Source organism: Bacillus sp. FAU18 (assembly GCF_056033885.1).
The window spans coordinates 97,561-119,275 of record NZ_JBVYHZ010000004.1 but is presented as its reverse complement, the minus strand read 5'-3'; the positions used below and the strand labels follow the sequence as shown (position 1 = coordinate 119,275).

The 21,715-nt window shown below is 43.9% G+C and carries 21 protein-coding genes, 2 rRNA genes and 1 other annotated feature; all 23 genes read right to left on the bottom strand.

What is annotated here, in order from left to right; genetic code table 11:
- Positions 1 to 16: 16 nt before the first annotated feature.
- A complete protein-coding gene (gene rplA / locus AC0OMU_RS11660; RefSeq protein WP_003235040.1) occupies positions 17 to 715 on the bottom strand; it encodes a 50S ribosomal protein L1 in 699 nt (232 codons plus the stop codon).
- A 94-nt stretch (positions 716 to 809) separates the two neighbouring features.
- Positions 810 to 1,235, bottom strand: a complete 426-nt coding sequence (gene rplK, locus AC0OMU_RS11655) for a 50S ribosomal protein L11 (RefSeq protein ID WP_003156430.1) — start codon at positions 1,233 to 1,235, stop codon at positions 810 to 812.
- Between the two features lie 167 nt (positions 1,236 to 1,402).
- Positions 1,403 to 1,936, bottom strand: coding sequence for a transcription termination/antitermination protein NusG (gene nusG, locus AC0OMU_RS11650; RefSeq protein WP_003225764.1), 534 nt, complete (start codon positions 1,934 to 1,936; stop codon positions 1,403 to 1,405).
- A 178-nt stretch (positions 1,937 to 2,114) separates the two neighbouring features.
- Complete coding sequence (gene secE / locus AC0OMU_RS11645; protein ID WP_004399676.1) at positions 2,115 to 2,294, bottom strand: preprotein translocase subunit SecE; 180 nt, start codon at positions 2,292 to 2,294, stop codon at positions 2,115 to 2,117.
- Between the two features lie 33 nt (positions 2,295 to 2,327).
- Positions 2,328 to 2,477: a 50S ribosomal protein L33 gene (gene rpmG, locus AC0OMU_RS11640; RefSeq protein ID WP_003156421.1), complete on the bottom strand. Its 150-nt coding sequence runs from the start codon at positions 2,475 to 2,477 to the stop codon at positions 2,328 to 2,330.
- 92 nt (positions 2,478 to 2,569) lie between these two features.
- Positions 2,570 to 3,226, bottom strand: a complete 657-nt coding sequence (sigH, locus tag AC0OMU_RS11635; protein ID WP_003225758.1) for an RNA polymerase sporulation sigma factor SigH — start codon at positions 3,224 to 3,226, stop codon at positions 2,570 to 2,572.
- Between the two features lie 62 nt (positions 3,227 to 3,288).
- Positions 3,289 to 3,801 (bottom strand): ribosome-dependent mRNA decay endonuclease Rae1/YacP, encoded by a 513-nt coding sequence (gene rae1, locus AC0OMU_RS11630; protein ID WP_003235032.1) that lies wholly within the window; start codon positions 3,799 to 3,801, stop codon positions 3,289 to 3,291.
- 6 nt (positions 3,802 to 3,807) lie between these two features.
- Positions 3,808 to 4,557, bottom strand: a complete 750-nt coding sequence (gene rlmB / locus AC0OMU_RS11625; RefSeq protein ID WP_014475598.1) for a 23S rRNA (guanosine(2251)-2'-O)-methyltransferase RlmB — start codon at positions 4,555 to 4,557, stop codon at positions 3,808 to 3,810.
- Positions 4,541 to 4,972, bottom strand: coding sequence for a mini-ribonuclease 3 (locus AC0OMU_RS11620; RefSeq protein ID WP_004399685.1), 432 nt, complete (start codon positions 4,970 to 4,972; stop codon positions 4,541 to 4,543). The genes rlmB and AC0OMU_RS11620 overlap by 17 nt, the downstream gene beginning before the upstream one ends.
- Before the next feature lie 3 nt (positions 4,973 to 4,975).
- Entirely contained in the window at positions 4,976 to 6,376 is a 1,401-nt protein-coding gene (gene cysS / locus AC0OMU_RS11615) for a cysteine--tRNA ligase (protein WP_015482703.1), read from the bottom strand.
- The gene (gene cysE / locus AC0OMU_RS11610) at positions 6,373 to 7,026 is read right to left on the bottom strand and encodes a serine O-acetyltransferase (RefSeq protein WP_003225749.1); all 654 of its coding nucleotides are present in this window, start codon (positions 7,024 to 7,026) and stop codon (positions 6,373 to 6,375) included. The genes cysS and cysE overlap by 4 nt, the downstream gene beginning before the upstream one ends.
- A 68-nt stretch (positions 7,027 to 7,094) precedes the next feature.
- Positions 7,095 to 7,325, bottom strand: a binding site (T-box leader).
- A gap of 2 nt (positions 7,326 to 7,327) precedes the next feature.
- Complete coding sequence (gltX, locus tag AC0OMU_RS11605; RefSeq protein ID WP_014478617.1) at positions 7,328 to 8,779, bottom strand: glutamate--tRNA ligase; 1,452 nt, start codon at positions 8,777 to 8,779, stop codon at positions 7,328 to 7,330.
- 90 nt (positions 8,780 to 8,869) lie between these two features.
- Complete coding sequence (gene ispF, locus AC0OMU_RS11600) at positions 8,870 to 9,346, bottom strand: 2-C-methyl-D-erythritol 2,4-cyclodiphosphate synthase (RefSeq protein WP_003225745.1); 477 nt, start codon at positions 9,344 to 9,346, stop codon at positions 8,870 to 8,872.
- The gene (ispD, locus tag AC0OMU_RS11595; protein ID WP_015382584.1) at positions 9,339 to 10,037 is read right to left on the bottom strand and encodes a 2-C-methyl-D-erythritol 4-phosphate cytidylyltransferase; all 699 of its coding nucleotides are present in this window, start codon (positions 10,035 to 10,037) and stop codon (positions 9,339 to 9,341) included. The genes ispF and ispD overlap by 8 nt, the downstream gene beginning before the upstream one ends.
- Positions 10,038 to 10,051: 14 nt before the next feature.
- Positions 10,052 to 11,152: a PIN/TRAM domain-containing protein gene (locus tag AC0OMU_RS11590; protein ID WP_003235014.1), complete on the bottom strand. Its 1,101-nt coding sequence runs from the start codon at positions 11,150 to 11,152 to the stop codon at positions 10,052 to 10,054.
- A 115-nt stretch (positions 11,153 to 11,267) separates the two neighbouring features.
- The gene (gene disA / locus AC0OMU_RS11585; protein WP_003225736.1) at positions 11,268 to 12,350 is read right to left on the bottom strand and encodes a DNA integrity scanning diadenylate cyclase DisA; all 1,083 of its coding nucleotides are present in this window, start codon (positions 12,348 to 12,350) and stop codon (positions 11,268 to 11,270) included.
- Positions 12,351 to 12,353: 3 nt separating this feature from the next.
- Positions 12,354 to 13,730, bottom strand: a complete 1,377-nt coding sequence (radA, locus tag AC0OMU_RS11580; protein WP_014475593.1) for a DNA repair protein RadA — start codon at positions 13,728 to 13,730, stop codon at positions 12,354 to 12,356.
- Between the two features lie 91 nt (positions 13,731 to 13,821).
- Complete coding sequence (clpC, locus tag AC0OMU_RS11575) at positions 13,822 to 16,254, bottom strand: ATP-dependent protease ATP-binding subunit ClpC (protein ID WP_014475592.1); 2,433 nt, start codon at positions 16,252 to 16,254, stop codon at positions 13,822 to 13,824.
- Complete coding sequence (locus tag AC0OMU_RS11570) at positions 16,251 to 17,342, bottom strand: protein arginine kinase (RefSeq protein ID WP_003235007.1); 1,092 nt, start codon at positions 17,340 to 17,342, stop codon at positions 16,251 to 16,253. Before AC0OMU_RS11570 ends, clpC begins: the two co-directional genes overlap by 4 nt.
- Positions 17,342 to 17,899 carry a protein-arginine kinase activator protein McsA gene (gene mcsA / locus AC0OMU_RS11565; RefSeq protein WP_015252993.1) on the bottom strand — a complete coding sequence of 186 codons (558 nt, stop codon included), beginning with the start codon at positions 17,897 to 17,899 and terminating at the stop codon, positions 17,342 to 17,344. Before mcsA ends, AC0OMU_RS11570 begins: the two co-directional genes overlap by 1 nt.
- 13 nt (positions 17,900 to 17,912) lie before the next feature.
- Entirely contained in the window at positions 17,913 to 18,377 is a 465-nt protein-coding gene (gene ctsR, locus AC0OMU_RS11560) for a transcriptional regulator CtsR (protein WP_003225724.1), read from the bottom strand.
- Positions 18,378 to 18,617: 240 nt separating this feature from the next.
- A 5S ribosomal RNA gene (gene rrf / locus AC0OMU_RS11555) occupies positions 18,618 to 18,733 on the bottom strand.
- A 54-nt stretch (positions 18,734 to 18,787) separates the two neighbouring features.
- Positions 18,788 to 21,715, bottom strand: a 23S ribosomal RNA gene (locus AC0OMU_RS11550).

Below are 21,715 nucleotides of genomic sequence, written 5' to 3'. Positions count from 1 at the left end.
TGATGTCATGTCAATATTATTTTACGTTAAAAGTTGAAGAGTCTACTTTGACACCAGGTCCCATAGTAGAAGTTACAGCAACGTTTTTCACGTAAACGCCTTTAGCTGCAGCAGGTTTAGCTTTAAGGATTGTATCGTACATTGTTGTGAAGTTCTCAACAAGTTTTTCATCCTCGAAAGAAACTTTACCGATAGGAACATGAATGTTTCCAGCTTTATCAACGCGGTATTCAACTTTACCAGCTTTGATTTCGCCGATCGCTTTTTCAACTTCGAAAGTAACTGTACCAGTTTTAGGGTTTGGCATTAAACCTTTTGGTCCAAGTACACGACCGATTTTACCAACTTCACCCATCATGTCAGGTGTAGCTACGATAACATCGAAATCGAACCAGCCTTGTTGAATTTTGTTGATGTAGTCAGTATCGCCTACGAAATCTGCACCAGCAGCTTCAGCTTCTTTCGCTTTTTCGCCTTTTGCGAAAACGAGAACGCGCTGAGTTTTACCAGTTCCGTTTGGAAGCACAACTGCTCCACGGATTTGCTGGTCGTTTTTACGAGGGTCAACCCCTAAACGGAAAGCCACTTCAACTGTAGCGTCGAATTTAGCTGTGTTTGTTTTTTTAACGAGAGCTACTGCTTCAGAGACGTCGTAAGCTTTAGAACGGTCTACAAGCTTAGCAGCTTCAACGTACTTTTTACCTTTTTTAGCCATTTTAAAATTTCCTCCTTATGTGGTTATAGCGGAATAACCTCCCACGAATAAGGGTTGCGAACTTGTTAAAACTCGCAACCCGACAAGAAACAAATTAATCCTCGATTACAATACCCATACTGCGGGCAGTACCTTCAACCATGCGCATTGCCGCTTCAACGTCTGCTGCGTTTAAGTCAGGCATTTTCGTTTCAGCGATTTCGCGTACTTTATCGCGCTTAACGGTTGCCACTTTATTACGGTTTGGTTCACCAGAACCAGACTCAATTCCAGCTGCTTTTTTAAGCAATACTGCAGCAGGTGGAGTTTTTGTAATAAATGTAAATGAACGGTCTTCGTAAACCGAAATTTCAACAGGAATGATTAAACCAGCTTGGTCAGCTGTACGAGCGTTAAACTCCTTACAGAATCCCATGATGTTAACACCGGCTTGACCAAGTGCAGGTCCAACTGGTGGTGCTGGGTTAGCTTTTCCAGCAGGAATTTGCAATTTTACAACTTTAACTACTTTTTTAGCCACGAGACACACCTCCTTAAGTCCGTGATGTGGTAATAGGGTAAACCCTCCCACTCAAGGTTTCATTCTTTATATGAATGACGAAATATCATGCTAGTTGCCTTGGATAAGTCCAAGACGTACCTTTGCTATATTATCATTTATATATAGCAATTTCAAGTTTTTTCACATTACAATTTATCGATTTGGGTAAATTCCAGCTCAACCGGCGTTTCACGGCCAAACATATTAACGAAAACTTTGACCTTGCTTTTATCATAATCAATCTCTTCAATTGATCCTGTAAAGTTAGCAAAAGGTCCGTCTATTACTTTCACTGTCTCTTTCAGTTCAAAGTCAATATCAGTTTTGCGTTCATCCATGCCCATTCTCTTCAGAATGGTTTCTGCTTCGCCCGGAAGAAGCGGCGTCGGTTTTGAACCTGATCCGGCGGATCCTACGAATCCCGTAACGCCCGGTGTGTTGCGGACAACATACCAAGAGTCGTCTGTCATTACAATTTCAACAAGCACATAACCAGGGAATACTTTCTTTTTCACAACTTTTTTCTTGCCGTTTTTGATATCCGTTTCTTCTTCTTCGGGTACGACTACACGGAAAATTTTATCCTGCATCCCCATTGATTCAACACGTTTTTCCAAGTTGGCTTTTACTTTATTCTCATAACCAGAGTACGTGTGAACAACATACCAATTCTTTTCCATTCTATTCAGGACTGTCCAGTCCTTCCCTCCCCGCATTTGGTTTTAATGAATTACCATAACGCTTCAAAAAATAGGCGGCAAGCCTATGATAACTATCATTTTAAGCCACAATAAAAAACCCGCTGAACGGGTTTTGGCAAGTAATATTATGATCTATTATAGCACGTATTGCTGATCATTATTCAACTATTAAACGAATTAATTGAGAAATTCCTGTGTCAAGGAGGGCAAAAAAGATAACAAAAAAGATAACTGTTGAAATTACCGTAATGGTATAACGCGTTAACTCTTTTCCTTTAGGCCAGCTTACCTTTTTCATTTCTTTCCCAACATCTTTAAAGAATTTCATAATACGCATGTAAAAGACCTCCACAATTTAAAAGCGCAAAAACTATTTTGTTTCAAGATGAGCTGTATGTGAATTGCAAGTACTGCAGTATTTCTTTACTTCTAATCGCTCAGCCGCTGATGCAGAGCTCTTCATTGTCGTATAATTACGGTTTCCGCATGTCTTGCATGCTAACGTAATCTTTTTTCTCATGTCATTACACCTTTTTCTAAATAGACATTAGTTCTTATCTTTAGTAACATATCATAGTCAGAAAAATACTGTCAATATAGCATAAATTCCTATTACAAACTGATTTCGCGAATTTCCAAGTACTTCTCCAGCTTGCGTTTCACACGCTGAAGGGCATTGTCGATCGATTTCACATGTCGGTTCAGTTCATCAGAAATCTCTTGGTAACTTCTCCCGTCGAGATATAAGACGAGTACTTTTCTCTCTAAATCACTTAATAGTTCTCCCATTTTCATTTCAATATCATCAAATTCTTCCTGATTAATGATCATTTCCTCAGGATTTAAGGTTTTCGCTCCTGAAATGACATCCAGCAGCGTTCGGTCTGATTCTTCATCAAAAATCGGTTTATCTAATGAGACGTAGGAATTCAAAGGAATGTGTTTCTGGCGAGTAGCTGTCTTTATTGCGGTAATAATTTGGCGGGTAATACATAATTCTGCGAAAGCTTTGAATGAGGTAAGCTTGTCCTCTTTGAAGTCACGAATAGACTTATAGAGGCCTATCATGCCTTCCTGAACAATATCCTCTCTGTCCGCCCCTATTAAGAAATAGGATCTTGCTTTTGCCCGAACAAAGTTTCGGTACTTCGTAATCAAGTAATCTAACGCATCACTGTCCCCAACATGAACCTTTTCAATGACCTGCTCGTCCTCCAACTGGCAAAACTGCTCTTTGTTGAATTTTCCCTTGTTGTTCTGTAGATTCACTCCGATCCCCCCGGCGCACGTAGATAGAAATATTATACAGTATTGGGCAAAAAAGCGTCAACTTAATCTAAGTCTCCCCGCCTCCACTTTTCAAACGTTTTCAAAACCTCTTCCGATAAAGCAATTTTACCCGCCGGCTTTTCGGAAGTGATTTTTCTTACCCGTCTCTCTATTCGCCTTTCAATCGTTTCTACCTCTCTCAAAAGCTCCCGGGCCGATTTCCGCAATGCCCCCTGTCCGAAAATCGCCCACTGCTCAGTATAGTCAGAGGTCGCAACGTGAATTTGAGTCGCAATATTATTCAAAGCCTGAGCGAGCTTTTCTATCCGCTCATCAGCCGTCTCATTTTCTTTTGTAAAAATTACTTCAACTCGATGGTTGGTCTGTTTTTTCTCAAGCCCTTTTACGAGATGCGCGTCAAAAACAACAATAACCCTGTTTCCTGTATACGATTGATATTCCGCCATTTTCTGAATCAGTACGTCTCTCGCCTCTTCAAAACTGTTCGCTTTTAAATCCTTCAGCTGCGGCCAGGCTCCAATCATGTTGTACCCGTCTACTAACAGGATATCCATGGGTCTTTATTCTCCCAGAGGGTTTCGTTTCCGGTAGACTTCATACATCAAAAGACCAGCCGCGACAGATGCATTTAGTGAAGTTACCTTTCCGGCCATCGGGAGTTTAATGAGAAAATCGCACTTTTCCTTCACAAGGCGGCCCATCCCTTTTCCTTCACTTCCGATGACTAGAGCCAAAGGCATATTGCCGTCCATATTGCGGTAATCCTCACGCGCGGACGCATCCGTTCCGACAACCCAGATTCCCCGCTCTTTCATCTCTTCTAACGTCCGTGCCAAATTGGTGACTCTTGCTACAGGAATGTGCTCAATTGCTCCTGTTGAAGCTTTTGCTACTGTTGTTGTCAGCCCGACAGCTCTCCGTTTTGGAATAACGATGCCATGAGCGCCGACCGCATCTGCTGTCCTCATAATGGAACCCAGATTATGAGGGTCTTCAAGCTCGTCCAGAATGAGGAAGAAAGGCTGTTCATTTTTTTCTTCAGCTGCTTTATATAAATCGTCCAGTTCTGCATATTCATACGCTGCAACCTGTGCCACTACGCCCTGATGCTGTCCTGTCACCATTTGATCGAGTTTTTTTCTCGGGACGTATTGAATCGTGATTCCCTGCTTTTTGGCAAGCTCAATCACTTGCTGTGCTTGTCCCTTTACGGTGTTTTCCGCCATCCACAGCTTATACAGCTTCCGATCAGATTTTAACGTCTCGATCACTGCATTTTTCCCTATGACGTAATCATGTTGCTGACTCATTTGTTTTCCTCCCTGACGTCCCGAATTGTATAGCTTCGGCTACGAGCTGACTAAGTCGTTCCTCTTTTTTCTCTAGAAAAAGGTAGCCCAGAAGCGCTTCAAATGCTGTACTGTAGCGGTACGTCTGAACATCTGTATTTTTAGGTGTTGTCCCTGACTTGGCATTTCTGCCTCTTTTCAGCACCGCTTCCTCTTCTTCCGTAAAAAATGATTGATTCTGCAGAAAAAATAGGATCTCAGCCTGTGACTTTGCTGAAACAATCCGGCTTGATTTCTTATGAAGATCATTTGGTTTGGTAAAGCCCTGCTTAAGCAGGTGATGCCTGACATACACTTCAAAAATGGCATCACCTATATAAGCAAGCGCAAGACCGTTAAGCTGCTTAGAATCTTTTATCGTATCAAATTCAAGCATCTGTTATTCTCCCCGTTTCCAGCGAGTGCCTTGAGCCGTATCTTCAAGAATGATATTCATGCTTTTCAGCTGGTCGCGGATCTGGTCTGACAATGCAAAATCGCGATTCCGGCGCGCTTCATTTCGCTTTTCGATTAAGTCTTCAATCTCTTGATCGAGAAGTTCCTGCTCACCCAACGAAAAACCGAGGACAGAAACAATGCGGTCAAACATCTCAATAAACGCCGTAATCACATGATCAGCCGTATGATCTTTCTGAAGATAATAATTGGCGTGTTTCGCTAAGTCAAACAAGACTGAAATGGCATTCGCCGTATTAAAATCATCGTCCATCGCTTCTTCGAATGCTTTGCGGTGTTCTTCAACTTTTTCAATCCATTGATCGTCATCTTCGGTTAAATTCGTACTGCTGTTCAGACGGTGCTGAAGATTGCTGTACGCTGTTTTTAAGCGGTTGAACGCGCTTTTCGTATTCTCCAGAAGCTCTTCTGAATAGTTAATCGGATGGCGATAATGAACAGATAGCATAAAGAATCTTAAAAGCTGCGGATCATGCTGTTTAATGATGTCATGGACAAGCACAAAGTTGCCTAGTGATTTTGACATTTTTTCATTATCAATATTGATATAACCATTATGAAGCCAGTACTTCGCAAACGTTTTGCCTGTCAGCGCCTCAGATTGCGCAATTTCGTTTTCATGGTGAGGGAATGTTAAATCCTGTCCGCCCGCATGGATATCAATCTGGTCACCGAGATACTTTTTCACCATTGCTGAGCATTCAATGTGCCAGCCCGGACGTCCTTTCCCCCAAGGGCTATCCCAAGAGATTTCTCCTTCTTTTGCCGCTTTCCACAGTGCGAAATCAAGAGCATCTTCTTTTTTCTCGCCGACTCGGATGCGTGCACCTGATCTAAGTTCATCAATTGATTGCTGAGAAAGCTTTCCGTACCCTTCAAATGCTCTGGTTTTGAAATATACGTCACCTTCTGATTCATATGCGTAGCCCTTTTTCACGAGCTGATCTACGAATTCGATAATGGCATCCATGTTCTCCATTACTCGCGGATGAAGGTCGGCTTTTCGGCAGCCGAGCGCACCTACGTCTTCAAAGTATGCTTTAATAAAACGCTCTGAAATGGTGGGTACATCCTCACCGAGTTCATTTGCCGCTTTAATTAATTTATCGTCTACGTCTGTGAAGTTAGAGACATACTGCACATCATAGCCTTTATACTCTAAATAGTTTCGAACCGTATCGTAAACGATTGCCGGACGCGCGTTCCCGATATGAATGTAATTGTAAACCGTGGGTCCGCATACATACATTTTCACTTTTCCCTCTTCAAGAGGAACGAATGTTTCCTTCTGTCTAGTCAATGTATTATAAAGTGTGATTGTCATTTTTGATTGATCCTTTCTTTTCTGTCTTCAAGTTCTGCCTTCAGCTCTAAAATCTGCTGTTCCAAAGACTTAAAGCGGTCAGCAACCGGATCGGGCAAATCCTGGTGGTTTAAATCGCGTCTTACTTTCTTGCCATTTTGTACAACGACCCGTCCAGGGATACCGACAACTGTTGAAAAATCAGGAACATCATGCAGCACTACTGAACCAGCGCCAATCTTTGAGCCTTCTCCGACCGTAATAGAACCGAGCACTTTAGCACCTGTGGCTATCAATGCGTCATCTTTAATCGTTGGGTGCCTTTTTCCCTTTTCTTTCCCCGTTCCCCCGAGGGTAACCCCCTGAAAAACGGTTACGTTATTGCCGATTTCACATGTCTCCCCAATGACAACCCCCATGCCGTGGTCTATGAAAAATCTTCTCCCGATTGTAGCGCCGGGGTGGATTTCTATCCCGGTAAAAAATCGGCTTACTTGAGATATAAGGCGTGCAAGGAAATAAAATTTTCGTTTATATAAAGCATGTGCAATCCGATGCGCCCATATAGCATGTAAACCGGAATAAGTTAAAATCACTTCAAAATAGCTTCTTGCTGCGGGATCTTGATCGAACACAGTATCAATGTCTTCTTTGAGCATTCTAAAAAACACATGCTTCCCCCCGTTTCTCTATCTGATTTCCTCTACCCAATAAAAAAAGCGTCTCTGCATGTAAACATGACAGAGACGCTTTAACCGCGCGGTTCCACTCTGTTTGAAAAGCAGACTTCTGCTCTCCCAACTTCAGCCTGTAACGGCGGCGGCCGCCTTTGAATACTGATTTCAAAAAACGTTCTTCAAAGGTCTTAAGGGCGCACTTCTAAAACCCGGCTCATGGATCTCTCTCAGCCAATGGAGATCCTTTCTGTAATGGCCTAAAGCTTTATACTCTTCCCTGTCAACAATCATTTATTTAGATATTTTTCAAACGCTGAATTGCAGTCTCTTTACCGATCAATTCAATTGATTGCGGCAGTTCCGGACCGTGAGTTTGCCCTGTTACAGCAACACGAATCGGCATAAACAGTTTTTTTCCTTTATGGCCAGTTTCTTTCTGCACTGCTTTGATCGATGCTTTGATGTTATCCGGAGTGAACTCCTCAAGCTCTTCAAGCTTCGCTGCGAATGTGCTGAGCACTTCAGGAACCTGTTCTTCTTCCAGAACAGCTTTCGCTTCTTGATTATACTCGATCTCATCCGTAAAGAACAAATCAGTCAGCTCAACAATTTCCGCACCGTAGCTTAATTGCTCATGATACAGGGAAATCAGTTTACGAACCCATTCTTGTTCTTCAGCAGAAAGCTCAGTGCCAACTTTGCCGGCTTTTTGCAAATGCGGAAGCGTCAATTCAACAACCTGATCAAGATCCAGCTTCTTCACATATTGGTTGTTAACCCATTTTAGCTTATGCATATCAAACAAAGCTGGTGATTTAGATAAACGATTTACATCAAAAATTTCAATAAACTGTTCTTTTGTGAAAAGCTCTTCTTCTCCAACAGGTGACCAGCCTAACAGGCCGATAAAGTTGAACAGTGCTTCTGGCAGGTAGCCAAGCTCTTTGTACTGCTCGATGAATTGAATAATGGATTCATCACGTTTGCTGAGCTTTTTACGGCTTTCGTTTACGATCAGCGTCATGTGTCCGAACTGAGGAATATCCCATCCGAATGCTTGATAAATCATAATCTGTTTCGGTGTGTTAGAAATATGATCCTCACCACGCAGCACGTGTGTCATTTTCATTAAGTAGTCATCAATCGCTACCGCGAAGTTGTAAGTCGGCGTTCCGTCCTTTTTCACAATAACAAAGTCGCCGATGCCATCTGATTCAAAAGAAATTTCACCTTTTACGATATCATTGAAGGCGATGATTTTCCCTTCCGGCACTCGGAAACGAATACTCGGTTTTCTGCCTTCAGCGATAAATTTCTCCTGTTCTTCCTGAGTCAGGTCTCTGTGTTTTCCGGAATAACGAGGCATTTCTCCGCGGGCAATCTGTTCTTCACGCTCTTTTTCAAGCTCTTCTTCCGTACAGTAACATTTATAAGCAAGCCCTTTTTCAAGAAGCTCTTCATAGTACACTTTATAGATATCGTTACGCTCTGACTGACGGTATGGGCCGTACTCTCCTCCGACATCCACACTCTCATCCCAGTCAATACCTAGCCACTTCAGATAATTCAGCTGGCTTTGTTCTCCGCCCTCAATATTGCGCTTTTTATCAGTATCCTCAACTCGAATGATAAACTTACCGCCTTGATTGCGGGCAAATAAATAATTAAAAAGCGCCGTTCTGGCATTTCCAATATGCAAATGTCCGGTTGGACTCGGTGCATAACGGACGCGTACTTCGTTTCCCATTTTCAAATACTTCCTTTCATGTCATGTATGGCCTCAGGCAAAAATGTATGAATCTATTCTACCACCAAATAGACCCGGCATCAAAACAAGTTAGCCTTTTTGTATCAGTACTGTCGCCTGAGCCGCTATTCCTTCCGCCCGGCCTGTAAATCCAAGCTTTTCTGTCGTTGTTGCTTTTACATTTACTTGAGAAACATCTGCCTCAAGGCCTTCAGCAATTCTTTTTCTCATATCTTCTATGTACGGCAGCATCTTCGGCTTTTGCGCTATGATGGTGCAATCAATGTTCCCAAGGACATACCCCTTCTGTTTCACGATTCCCCAGACATGCTGAAGTAATTTGAAAGAATCTGCGTCCTTGAACTCGGGATCTGTGTCAGGAAAATGCTTGCCGATGTCTCCTTCACCCACAGCTCCCAGGCAGGCGTCAGCGACGGTATGCAGCAATACGTCTGCATCAGAATGGCCAAGCAGCCCTTTTTCGTACGGGATTTCAATTCCGCCAATAATGAGAGGACGGCCCTCCACTAATTGATGCACATCAAATCCTTGTCCAATTCTAAACATGTTTATTCCCACTTTCTGATTCCATGATAGCTTCAGCTGACGTCAAATCGTCTGGCGTCGTCAGCTTAATATTTGTATAGCTGCCTTCTACAACACGGACCGAACCGCCCTCCATCTGTTCAACGAGGCTGGCGTCATCCGTCCCTAAAAATCCCTTGCGCTCGGCCTCAGCGTGAGCCTTCATCAATAAAGAAAGACGAAAAGCTTGTGGCGTTTGGACAGCCCACAAGCTTGAACGTTCAATCGTCTCACTGACTTGTAAATCTTGAACGCGTTTAATCGTATCTTTTACCGGAACAGCAAGGATGGCCGCTCCTGTCTGTTCCGCCTCTGCGATCAGTTCGTCAATTTGTTCATGTTTTATAAATGGGCGGGCACCGTCATGTACAAGGACAATCTTTTCCTGCTTTACGGCTTTCAGCCCCTTATACACACTGTGCTGACGCTCTTCTCCGCCTGCAACAAGCTCAATCGAAGTTTGAAACGGGTAATCGGACAGCAATTGCTGAAAGTGCTCCCGCTCCTGCTCGTTAATCACCAAAATGATTTTATCGCACTGCCGGTGGCTGTCAAACACTCTTAACGTGTGTATGATCACCGGGTCTCCTTTCAGCTCAATGAACAGTTTATTTCTCCCTGCCTTCATCCGCTTTCCCTGTCCGGCTGCAGGAATCACCACTTCATAACTCATTGTTTCTTCTCCCTTTACAGCGCCTTCTCCAACAGCTTAGGCTTCGCAAAAATCATTCGTCCCGCTGCTGTCTGCAGCACACTTGTGACGAGTACATCAATATGCTTGCCGATATAATTCCGTCCTTCTTCAACGACAATCATCGTACCGTCATCCAAGTAGGCAACTCCCTGATTATGCTCTTTCCCGTCCTTAATGACCTGAACATTCATTTCCTCGCCAGGAAGCACAACAGGCTTGACCGCATTGGCAAGGTCATTAATGTTTAATACTGCTACCTTCTGAAGCTCGCACACTTTATTTAAATTAAAATCATTCGTCACGACGACCCCGGATGTCAGCTTAGCAAGTTTGACGAGCTTGCTGTCAACCTCCTGAATATCTTCAAAGTCGCCTTCGTAAATTTCAACTTCAATGTCTAATTCTTTCTGAATGCGGTTCAGGATATCAAGACCGCGGCGTCCTCTGTTTCGTTTTAAAACATCTGAAGAGTCTGCAATATGCTGCAATTCCTCAAGAACAAACTGCGGAATCACGATAACTCCCTCTAAAAAACCAGTCTGACAAATATCTGCTATTCTCCCATCAATAATAACACTAGTGTCCAAAATTTTCAGCTTCTTGTCTTGAACCTCATGTTCTTCATCAGCTGTTCCTTTTTTCTTTTGCATTCTGGCGGAAATGGAAAACAGGCTGATCAATTCATCCTTTTTCTTAAAGCCCACCTGGAAGCCGAGATAACCGAGGAAGAAAGCCAAAAATACAGGAATTATTGTGCTGAATATGCGGTAAGGTATATTGTCTAAAGGAATAACATTTACGATAAGATAAGCAATTATAAGTCCAAAAACTAAGCCAAGACTTCCAAATAACAAATCTGGAACCGGCGCTTTTAACAATGAATCCTCTATCCACTTCACCCAGTTCACAACGTATTCTGTACCCCATATACTGATGAGAAAAAAGATAATTGCTCCTATTGCCGCAGACGTATATGCGTTTGTTATTAAAGGTATGTCCTGTATATTTAACAGTACAAACAATTCAGGTATCAAAAATATACCAACAACGCCGCCAAAAATAATGAAGAACGCCTGAACTATTCGTTTTAACATACCCCCACCTCCTTTTTTAACATTTTAATTTCACAAAGTCTTATGCATCCTACGAATATCAGAATAAACAAAAACCAACATTAATATACCCGTATTCATAAGGTTTTAACCGAAATCACAGTTGTCTGTCTAAATAATGCTTCTCTTGCAGGCGTTTTAATCCTTTTTTGATTTTTTGGGCTCGTACTTCACCGATTCCCTCTACTTCATCTAATTCTTCTGCACTCGCCTCAATAATCCTTGGTAGGACTCCAAATGCTTCTACAACATTTTCAACAATCGGCATCGGAAGACGCGGTATCTTATTTAACAGCCTGTATCCTCTCGGCAATACATAATCATCAAGATTAGTAGAAGCAGGGTAACCGAGAAGCTTATACACAATGGAATCATCCAGCAGATCATAACTGGACATATCCTGCAGCTCCTTCAAGAGAACAAACGGATCTTTAATCTTTTCTTTTACATAGTCCTTAATAAATAAAGCGGCCTCTTCTTCCATATCCGTAATCAATTCAATGACTTGCAGTTTGATCAGATGTCCTTCTGTCCCCAGCTCTTTGATATACATATTAATTTCGTTTTTGATTCTCAGTACCATTTCATAACGATGCATGACAGACAAGACATCACTGAAGGTAACAAGTTCCTCAAACTCTAACGCGTTCAGTGCATTAATCGTTTTATCGAGAATTGTCTTATATTTTTCAAGTGTTTGAATGGCTTGGTTCGCCTTGGTTAAAATAAATCCTATGTCTTTTAGTGTATACTTCATGTTTTCCTGATATAACGTTATGACATTTCTTCTTTCAGAAATAGCGATTACAAGACAGCCAGTTTGCTTAGCTACTCTTTCGGCAGTTCTGTGCCGCATTCCTGTTTCTGATGAAGAAATTGTGGCATCCGGCATCAGCTGAGTATTTGCGTAGAGGATTTTTTGACCCGAATCACTTAAAATGATCGCTCCATCCATTTTAGCCAGCTCATATAAATGCGCCGGAGAAAAAGCCGTGTTTATGTGAAAGCCGCCGTCCACCACTTCTTTTACTTTATCATTATATCCAACAACAATCAGACCGCCTGTATTTGCTCTCAAGACGTTTTCCATCCCCGCTCTGAGCGGTGTACCCGGAGCAACAAACTGCAATATAGATGACAGGTCTAACTCGTGTTTCGCCCCTTTTTTCTCTTTTTCCATCTATTATCCTCCTAATGAAGTACGAAGCGCTTCTGCAACATTTGCTACTCCGATAACCTCAATCCCTTTTGGTTTTGTCCATCCATCCAGATTTGCCGCGGGTATGATCATGCGTTTAAAACCAAGCTTTGCCGCTTCTTTCACACGCTGTTCAATTCTTGAAACCCGCCGGACTTCTCCGGTTAATCCCACTTCTCCAATAAAACAATCTGCAGGATTTGGAGGTGTGTCTCTAAAGCTTGATGCGATACTAATCACAATGGCAAGATCAATTGCCGGTTCATCAAGCTTAACGCCGCCAGCCACTTTCAAATAAGCATCCTGATTTTGCAGCAGCAGCCCTACTCTTTTTTCTAACACAGCCATTAACAGAGAAACCCTGTTATGGTCTATTCCCGTTGCCATACGCCTTGGGTTGCCAAAGCTTGTTGGCGAGATAAGCGCCTGAATTTCAACAAGAATCGGTCTAGTGCCCTCCATAGAGGCAGTGATACTCGAGCCTGCGGAACCAGCAGAGCGTTCTTCTAAGAAAATTTCTGAAGGATTCAAAACCTCAGTGAGCCCCTCTTCCCGCATTTCAAAAATGCCCATTTCGTTTGTAGATCCGAAACGGTTTTTTACAGCCCGCAAAATACGGAAAGTATGGTGGCGTTCTCCCTCAAAATATAAAACAGTGTCAACCATATGCTCCAACAGTCTCGGACCTGCAATAGACCCTTCTTTCGTCACGTGCCCTACGATAAAAATCGGAATACCTTTTGTTTTTGCAATTTTCATCAGCTCAGCGGTACATTCTCTGACTTGTGACACACTGCCTGGAGCCGATGTAATATCGCTTTGGTAAACCGTCTGAATAGAGTCAACAACGACAAACGCTGGATTCATCTCTTGTATAGCAGACGAAATATACTCCATATCGGTTTCAGATAAAACATGCAGTGACGGATTATTAATGCCGAGCCGGTCTGCTCGCAGCTTCGTTTGCTTTACAGATTCTTCTCCCGAAATATACAGCACACTGTTTGATGAGCCTGATAATTGAGCGGAAACCTGCAGTAATAGCGTTGACTTTCCGATACCAGGATCACCGCCGATTAAAACGAGGGAGCCTTTAACGACACCTCCGCCGAGTACTCTGTTAAACTCGCCAAGCTGTGTTTTGACGCGGGGTTCTTCTGATGTTTCGATTGATGTAATAGGTGAAGGTTTCTGTACAGTTTGAACAGAATGAGAAAAAGCCGCTCTCCGATTGGCCGGTGCTTTTTTAATCATTTCTTCCACCATTGTATTCCAAGCACCGCAGCCCGGACATTTCCCCATCCATTTTGGAGACTCGTAGCCGCAGGATTGGCAGATGAATTTCGATTTTGTTTTAGCCATATATAGTGTAAGACCTCTCCCTTGTTCTATTTCTTGATATGAAAGTGAGGCATACACTTACATGCTGTATGCCTCATTTCCGTCTTCTATATTAATTCGTTTTAGCAGTCGTTTTTACGACAAATTCGCCATCTTCTACATCAAGAACAATATGCTGTCCTTTATGAATATTTCCTCTGAGGAGTTCTTCAGATAAACGATCCTCGACATGTTTTTGGATCGCTCTTCTTAACGGACGGGCACCGTATTCCAGGTCAACGCCCTCTTCCGCGACTTTCGCTTTTGCAGCATCTGTCAATTCGATAGAAAGATCTTGTTCTTTCAGGCGTTTCGTTAATTGATCAGACATTAATGACACAATTTCAGTAAGATGTTTTTTCTCAAGTGAATGGAAGACAATGATTTCATCAATACGGTTGATGAACTCAGGTCTGAACGCTCGTTTCAATTCACCCATCACTTTATCTTTCATGTCTTTATGATTTTGAGTTTCATCCTGAACGTTAAAGCCGACATATTTATTGCGTTTCAGCTCACTTGCTCCGACGTTTGATGTCATGATCAGAATGGTATTGCGGAAATCGACTGTGCGTCCTTTAGAATCAGTCAATCGTCCGTCTTCAAGAACTTGCAGAAGGATATTGAAGACATCAGGGTGCGCTTTCTCGATCTCATCAAGAAGCACGACAGAGTAAGGTTTTCTTCTGACTTTCTCTGTCAATTGACCGCCTTCATCATATCCCACATATCCCGGAGGTGAACCAACAAGTCTTGAAGTTGAGTGTTTTTCCATGTATTCAGACATATCAATTCTGATCATGGATTCTTCATCGCCAAAAATGGATTCAGCGAGTGCTCGTGCAAGCTCTGTTTTACCTACACCTGTAGGGCCTAAGAAAATGAATGAGCCGATTGGGCGTTTAGGATCTTTCAACCCTGCTCTCGCACGTCTGACGGCTTTTGCAACAGCTACAACTGCCTCATCCTGGCCGATGACGCGGGAATGAAGAATGTTTTCCATATTGAGAAGCTTATCAGTTTCAGTTTGGGCGATTTTAGATACAGGCACACCGGTCCAGCTGGATACAACCATCGCAATATCATCCACAGTAACCTCTGAGTTTTCCTGCCCTTGCTTCTCTTTCCATGATTTCTTCGTATCCTCTACTTGCTCGCGCAGGCGTTGTTCAGTATCACGCAAGGAAGCAGCTTTTTCAAACTCTTGGCTTTGCACTGCCGCATCCTTCTCTTTACGAACCTCATCAAGCTTCTGCTCAAGCTCTTTTAAGTTAGGAGGCGTTGTAAATGAGCGCAGTCTCACCTTTGAACCTGCTTCATCGATCAAGTCAATTGCTTTATCCGGAAGGAAGCGGTCAGAAATATATCTGTCAGAAAGCTTAACCGCAGCTTCAATGGCATCATCAGTGATAGAAACGCGGTGGTGGGCTTCGTATCTGTCACGCAGACCTTGTAAAATTTGAATACTTTCATCTACAGATGGCTGATCAACCTGAATCGGCTGAAAACGGCGTTCCAGTGCTGCATCTTTTTCAATATATTTACGGTACTCATCAAGAGTCGTTGCACCAATACATTGGAGTTCGCCGCGAGCAAGTGATGGTTTTAAAATATTAGATGCATCAATAGCACCTTCTGCTCCGCCTGCCCCGATTAGTGTATGGAGCTCATCGATGAATAGAATGATATTTCCTGCCTGGCGAATTTCATCCATGACCTTCTTCAGGCGATCCTCAAATTCTCCACGGTATTTTGTGCCGGCAACAACTGTTCCCATGTCTAATGTCATCACACGTTTATCACGCAAAATTTCGGGTACTTCATTATTGATAATTTGCTGTGCCAAACCTTCTGCGATAGCCGTTTTACCTACACCTGGTTCCCCTATGAGAACAGGGTTGTTTTTCGTTCTGCGGCTTAACACTTCAATGACACGCTGGATCTCCTTGCTTCTGCCGATTACAGGGTCAAGACTGTCTTCCTTCGCAATAGCAGTTAAGTCTCTTGCCAAGCTGTCAAGCGTAGGCGTATTCGCATTGCTGTTTGTTCCTGCCGCTGATGATCCTGTTTCATTACTTCCTAGAAGCTGGAGCACCTGCTGTCTTGCTTTATTTAAGCTGACACCGAGATTATTCAGAACTCTCGCAGCAACACCTTCTCCTTCACGAATCAGACCAAGAAGAATATGTTCTGTTCCAACATAAGAATGACCGAGTTTTCTTGCTTCATCCATTGAAAGCTCAATGACTTTTTTAGCTCTAGGAGTATAATGAATCGTTTGAGACATTTCCTGCCCGCGCCCGATCAAACTTTCTACTTCTTTCTGAATTTTATCTGAACCGAGTCCAAGCGCTTGAAGAGCTTTAGCAGCAATGCCCTCTCCTTCTCTTACCAGTCCTAATAAAATATGCTCAGTGCCAATGTTATTATGACCTAACCGAAGTGCTTCTTCCTGTGCTAGCGCCAGTACTTTTTGAGCTCGTTCTGTAAATCTTCCAAACATCATATCGATTCATCCTCCTGTCTTTTCCCATTCATTTCTAAGTGAAGCCGTTCTCTGATGAGAGCCGCTCTTCGAATGTCCCTTTCGTTCGGACGCAAAGCGCCTCCCGAGTATTGCTGTAAAAATCCTGGCTGCGTCAAAATCATAAGTTCGTTAAGTATGTTGCTTGAAAGTCCTTTTATAATGCCTAGGTCTATGCCTAACCGAACATCTGAAAGGCACTTTGCAGTTTCTTTCGATTCTATCATCCGGCAATTAGACAAGACCCCATAAGACCGATATACCCGATCCTCAAGTTCGATTTTAGAAGTTTGATAAATCGCTTCTCGGGCAGATCGTTCTTGTTCAATCAACTGAGCAGCAACACTGTTAAGATCCTCTACAATATCCTGCTCTGACTTACCAAGCGTGATCTGATTTGAAATTTGAAAGATATTCCCTACTGCTTCGCTGCCTTCCCCATAAATTCCTCTAACAACTAAGCCTAATTGATTAATTGCCGGTATAATTCGATTTATTTGCCTAGTTAAAACTAGTGCCGGCAGATGCATCATGACCGAAGCCCTTAAACCTGTACCTACGTTTGTAGGACAGCTGGTTAAGTATCCTCTTTGCTCATTGAATGCATAATCAACTTTTTCTTCGATCCAGTCGTCGACCTGGTTTGCGGCTTTCATTGCTTCTAAAAGCTGAAATCCAGGGAAAAGACACTGAATTCTAATATGGTCCTCTTCATTTAGCATGACGCTTACTTCCTCATTTTCAGAAAGCAAACAGCCGCCAAAAGGAGACTCTGTCAGATTCGGACTGATTAGATGTTTTTCAACAAGTACACGCTTCTCTAAAGGCTGTGCATCATTCATTCTAATCAAAACAAATTTGCCGATTCCGGGAATTTCTTGCTCTGAAAACTGATCTTCAAATTGCTGTATGATGGATGAGGCTTCTTCATTGGAATACCGCGTAGGGAACCGAATATGCTCAAAGTTCCTTGCTAAACGTATGCGGCTGCTGAGTACAATGTCACTTTCAGGTCCTTTCTGCTTCATCCAACTGCTTAGTGCGTCCTGAATAAAATGCTTTAGCGACATTACTCCTGTTCCTCCTCACTATCTGTACTTTTGAGTGATTGTTCTAATGAACGAATTTGATCTCTTACATGAGCTGCATTTTCAAATTCTTCTTGATGGATTAAGGATTCTAATTCCTTTTTTAGCATATCAATCTGCCGTCTGACATGAAGATTGCCGCCTATTCGTTTCGGTATCTTACCTGCATGCACAGTGTTTCCGCTGTGCACTTTACGTAGGATTGGTGTAATGTTGCTATGAAATGTTTTGTAACATTCAGAACATCCAAAACGGCCAATTTTTCTGAATTGCTGAAAAGTCATTCCGCATTTCGGACAAGCAGATATTTGCTCCGAGTGACTGAACATTTGAGTTCCTGCATTTTGAAATGAAGAATCCATGTTCAGTAAACCCGAAAGTAAATTATGAATAGAGAAACCCTGATTTGCACTTATACCATATGAATCACTATTTTCTTTGGCACATTGTTCACAAATATGAACTTCTATTTTTTCTCCGTTAACAACCTTTGTAAAGTGAAAAGTGGCTGGTCTCTCGTGGCACTCTTGACAAATCAATCTTTTCACCCGCTTATTTTAATTTTAAAGAAGTCAGCATTGCCTTCATCATTCTCGCTCTTAATTCATCACGTTCAGGCAAGTCAATGTGTAAAACTGAGCGGTCCATTACGCTGACCATCATTTTTGCTTCTCTTTCTGAAATTACCTTGTCTTCTAATAGCCTTAAAATAATGTCATCAGAGGCTGCTTGAGACAAATGGGTATTAATTTGAGAAATAATATTATTGATCAGGACAACTTCATTGTTCATTTTAATTTTAATGATTCTGATGTAACCGCCGCCCCCGCGTTTGCTCTCAACAATATATCCTCTTTCGCTTGTAAATCTGGTGTTGATGACATAATTTATTTGGGAAGGAACGCATTGAAATTTATCTGCAATTTCACTTCGTTTAATCTCTAAAATTTCCTTGCCATTTTGATCTAACACTCGTTTTAAATATTGTTCAATGATGTCAGAAATATTATGTCCCACTCAACCCCCTCCTTTACTGACTTTGACTATATTTGACTTTAATCTTACTATAAGCCGTTTCTCGAGAATTTTCAACTTTCTCGCTCTATCCTTTATTATTTCCATTTTCCCGGTCCACAAAACCTGATTGCTGATTTAAAATTCGGTATAAAGTTATTATATTATACAGTTAAGTGGAATTTTATGATACCAATAAACCAAAATACAAAAAACCCAGCTCAATGAGCTGGGTTTAAGCTTGCTTGGCGGCGTCCTACTCTCACAGGGGGAAACCCCCGACTACCATCGGCGCTGAAGAGCTTAACTTCCGTGTTCGGTATGGGAACGGGTGTGACCTCTTCGCTATCGCCACCAAACAAATTGAGAGTGTTCTCTCAAAACTAGATAACAGGTGTGACATCATTCAAAATATGGTTAAGTCCTCGATCGATTAGTATCTGTCAGCTCCATGTGTCGCCACACTTCCACCTCAGACCTATCAACCTGATCATCTTTCAGGGATCTTACTTCCTTGCGGAATGGGAAATCTCATCTTGAGGGGGGCTTCATGCTTAGATGCTTTCAGCACTTATCCCGTCCGCACATAGCTACCCAGCGATGCCCTTGGCAGAACAACTGGTACACCAGCGGTGCGTCCATCCCGGTCCTCTCGTACTAAGGACAGCTCCTCTCAAATTTCCTGCGCCCGCGACGGATAGGGACCGAACTGTCTCACGACGTTCTGAACCCAGCTCGCGTACCGCTTTAATGGGCGAACAGCCCAACCCTTGGGACCGACTACAGCCCCAGGATGCGATGAGCCGACATCGAGGTGCCAAACCTCCCCGTCGATGTGGACTCTTGGGGGAGATAAGCCTGTTATCCCCGGGGTAGCTTTTATCCGTTGAGCGATGGCCCTTCCATGCGGAACCACCGGATCACTAAGCCCGACTTTCGTCCCTGCTCGACTTGTAGGTCTCGCAGTCAAGCTCCCTTGTGCCTTTACACTCTGCGAATGATTTCCAACCATTCTGAGGGAACCTTTGGGCGCCTCCGTTACCTTTTAGGAGGCGACCGCCCCAGTCAAACTGCCCACCTGACACTGTCTCCCCGCCCGATAAGGGCGGCGGGTTAGAAGGTCAATACAGCCAGGGTAGTATCCCACCGATGCCTCCACCGAAGCTGGCGCTCCGGTTTCCAAGGCTCCTACCTATCCTGTACAAGCTGTACCAACATTCAATATCAGGCTGCAGTAAAGCTCCACGGGGTCTTTCCGTCCTGTCGCGGGTAACCTGCATCTTCACAGGTACTATAATTTCACCGAGTCTCTCGTTGAGACAGTGCCCAGATCGTTGCGCCTTTCGTGCGGGTCGGAACTTACCCGACAAGGAATTTCGCTACCTTAGGACCGTTATAGTTACGGCCGCCGTTTACTGGGGCTTCAATTCGCACCTTCGCTTACGCTAAGCGCTCCTCTTAACCTTCCAGCACCGGGCAGGCGTCAGCCCCTATACTTCGCCTTACGGCTTCGCAGAGACCTGTGTTTTTGCTAAACAGTCGCCTGGGCCTATTCACTGCGGCTCTCTCGGGCTTGCACCCTAACAGAGCACCCCTTCTCCCGAAGTTACGGGGTCATTTTGCCGAGTTCCTTAACGAGAGTTCTCTCGATCACCTTAGGATTCTCTCCTCGCCTACCTGTGTCGGTTTGCGGTACGGGCACCTCTCACCTCGCTAGAGGCTTTTCTTGGCAGTGTGGAATCAGGAACTTCGCTACTATATTTCGCTCGCCATCACAGCTCAGCCTTATGGGAAACGGATTTGCCTATTTCCCAGCCTAACTGCTTGGACGCGGATATCCAATACCGCGCTTACCCTATCCTCCTGCGTCCCCCCATTGCTCAAATGGTGAGGAGGTGGTACAGGAATATCAACCTGTTGTCCATCGCCTACGCCTTTCGGCCTCGGCTTAGGTCCCGACTAACCCTGAGCGGACGAGCCTTCCTCAGGAAACCTTAGGCATTCGGTGGAGGGGATTCTCACCCCTCTTTCGCTACTCATACCGGCATTCTCACTTCTAAGCGCTCCACCAGTCCTTCCGGTCTGGCTTCACAGCCCTTAGAACGCTCTCCTACCACTGTTCGAAGAACAGTCCGCAGCTTCGGTGATACGTTTAGCCCCGGTACATTTTCGGCGCAGAGTCACTCGACCAGTGAGCTATTACGCACTCTTTAAATGGTGGCTGCTTCTAAGCCAACATCCTGGTTGTCTAAGCAACTCCACATCCTTTTCCACTTAACGTATACTTTGGGACCTTAGCTGGCGGTCTGGGCTGTTTCCCTTTCGACTACGGATCTTATCACTCGCAGTCTGACTCCCAAGGATAAGTCATTGGCATTCGGAGTTTGACTGAATTCGGTAACCCGGTAGGGGCCCCTAGTCCAATCAGTGCTCTACCTCCAAGACTCTTACCTTGAGGCTAGCCCTAAAGCTATTTCGGAGAGAACCAGCTATCTCCAGGTTCGATTGGCATTTCACCCCTACCCACACCTCATCCCCGCACTTTTCAACGTGCGTGGGTTCGGGCCTCCATTCAGTGTTACCTGAACTTCACCCTGGACATGGGTAGATCACCTGGTTTCGGGTCTACGACCACGTACTCATGCGCCCTATTCAGACTCGCTTTCGCTGCGGCTCCGCATCTTCTGCTTAACCTTGCACGGGATCGTAACTCGCCGGTTCATTCTACAAAAGGCACGCCATCACCCGTTAACGGGCTCTGACTACTTGTAGGCACACGGTTTCAGGATCTCTTTCACTCCCCTTCCGGGGTGCTTTTCACCTTTCCCTCACGGTACTGGTTCACTATCGGTCACTAGGGAGTATTTAGCCTTGGGAGATGGTCCTCCCGGATTCCGACGGAATTTCACGTGTTCCGCCGTACTCAGGATCCACTCAGGAGAGAACGAAGTTTTGACTACAGGGCTGTTACCTCCTATGGCGGGCCTTTCCAGACCTCTTCATCTACCTCGTTCTTTTGTAACTCCGTACAGAGTGTCCTACAACCCCAAGAGGCAAGCCTCTTGGTTTGGGCTAATCCCGTTTCGCTCGCCGCTACTCAGGGAATCGCATTTGCTTTCTCTTCCTCCGGGTACTTAGATGTTTCAGTTCCCCGGGTCTGCCTTCTCATATCCTATGAATTCAGATATGGATACCACTCCATTACGAGTGGTGGGTTTCCCCATTCGGAAATCTCCGGATCAAAGCTTGCTTACAGCTCCCCGAAGCATATCGGTGTTCGTCCCGTCCTTCATCGGCTCCTAGTGCCAAGGCATCCACCGTGCGCCCTTTCTAACTTAACC

Coding starts and splice junctions, on each gene's coding strand:
- disA (WP_003225736.1), bottom strand. CDS start 12,350: ATGGAAAAAGAGAAAAAAGGGGCGAAACACGAGTTAGACCTGTCATCT.
- ispD (WP_015382584.1), bottom strand. CDS start 10,037: ATGAGTTATGAAGTGGTGATTCCTGCAGCCGGACAGGGAAAGCGGATG.
- AC0OMU_RS11620 (WP_004399685.1), bottom strand. CDS start 4,972: ATGCTTGAATTTGATACGATAAAAGATTCTAAGCAGCTTAACGGTCTT.
- secE (WP_004399676.1), bottom strand. CDS start 2,294: ATGCGTATTATGAAATTCTTTAAAGATGTTGGGAAAGAAATGAAAAAG.
- nusG (WP_003225764.1), bottom strand. CDS start 1,936: ATGGAAAAGAATTGGTATGTTGTTCACACGTACTCTGGTTATGAGAAT.
- rpmG (WP_003156421.1), bottom strand. CDS start 2,477: ATGAGAAAAAAGATTACGTTAGCATGCAAGACATGCGGAAACCGTAAT.
- cysS (WP_015482703.1), bottom strand. CDS start 6,376: ATGACAATCACACTTTATAATACATTGACTAGACAGAAGGAAACATTC.
- ispF (WP_003225745.1), bottom strand. CDS start 9,346: ATGTTTAGAATTGGACAAGGATTTGATGTGCATCAATTAGTGGAGGGC.
- gltX (WP_014478617.1), bottom strand. CDS start 8,779: ATGGGAAACGAAGTACGCGTCCGTTATGCACCGAGTCCAACCGGACAT.
- AC0OMU_RS11570 (WP_003235007.1), bottom strand. CDS start 17,342: ATGTCGCTAAAGCATTTTATTCAGGACGCACTAAGCAGTTGGATGAAG.
- clpC (WP_014475592.1), bottom strand. CDS start 16,254: ATGATGTTTGGAAGATTTACAGAACGAGCTCAAAAAGTACTGGCGCTA.
- AC0OMU_RS11590 (WP_003235014.1), bottom strand. CDS start 11,152: ATGTTAAAACGAATAGTTCAGGCGTTCTTCATTATTTTTGGCGGCGTT.
- rlmB (WP_014475598.1), bottom strand. CDS start 4,557: ATGAGTCAGCAACATGATTACGTCATAGGGAAAAATGCAGTGATCGAG.
- radA (WP_014475593.1), bottom strand. CDS start 13,730: ATGGCTAAAACAAAATCGAAATTCATCTGCCAATCCTGCGGCTACGAG.
- rae1 (WP_003235032.1), bottom strand. CDS start 3,801: ATGGATATCCTGTTAGTAGACGGGTACAACATGATTGGAGCCTGGCCG.
- rplA (WP_003235040.1), bottom strand. CDS start 715: ATGGCTAAAAAAGGTAAAAAGTACGTTGAAGCTGCTAAGCTTGTAGAC.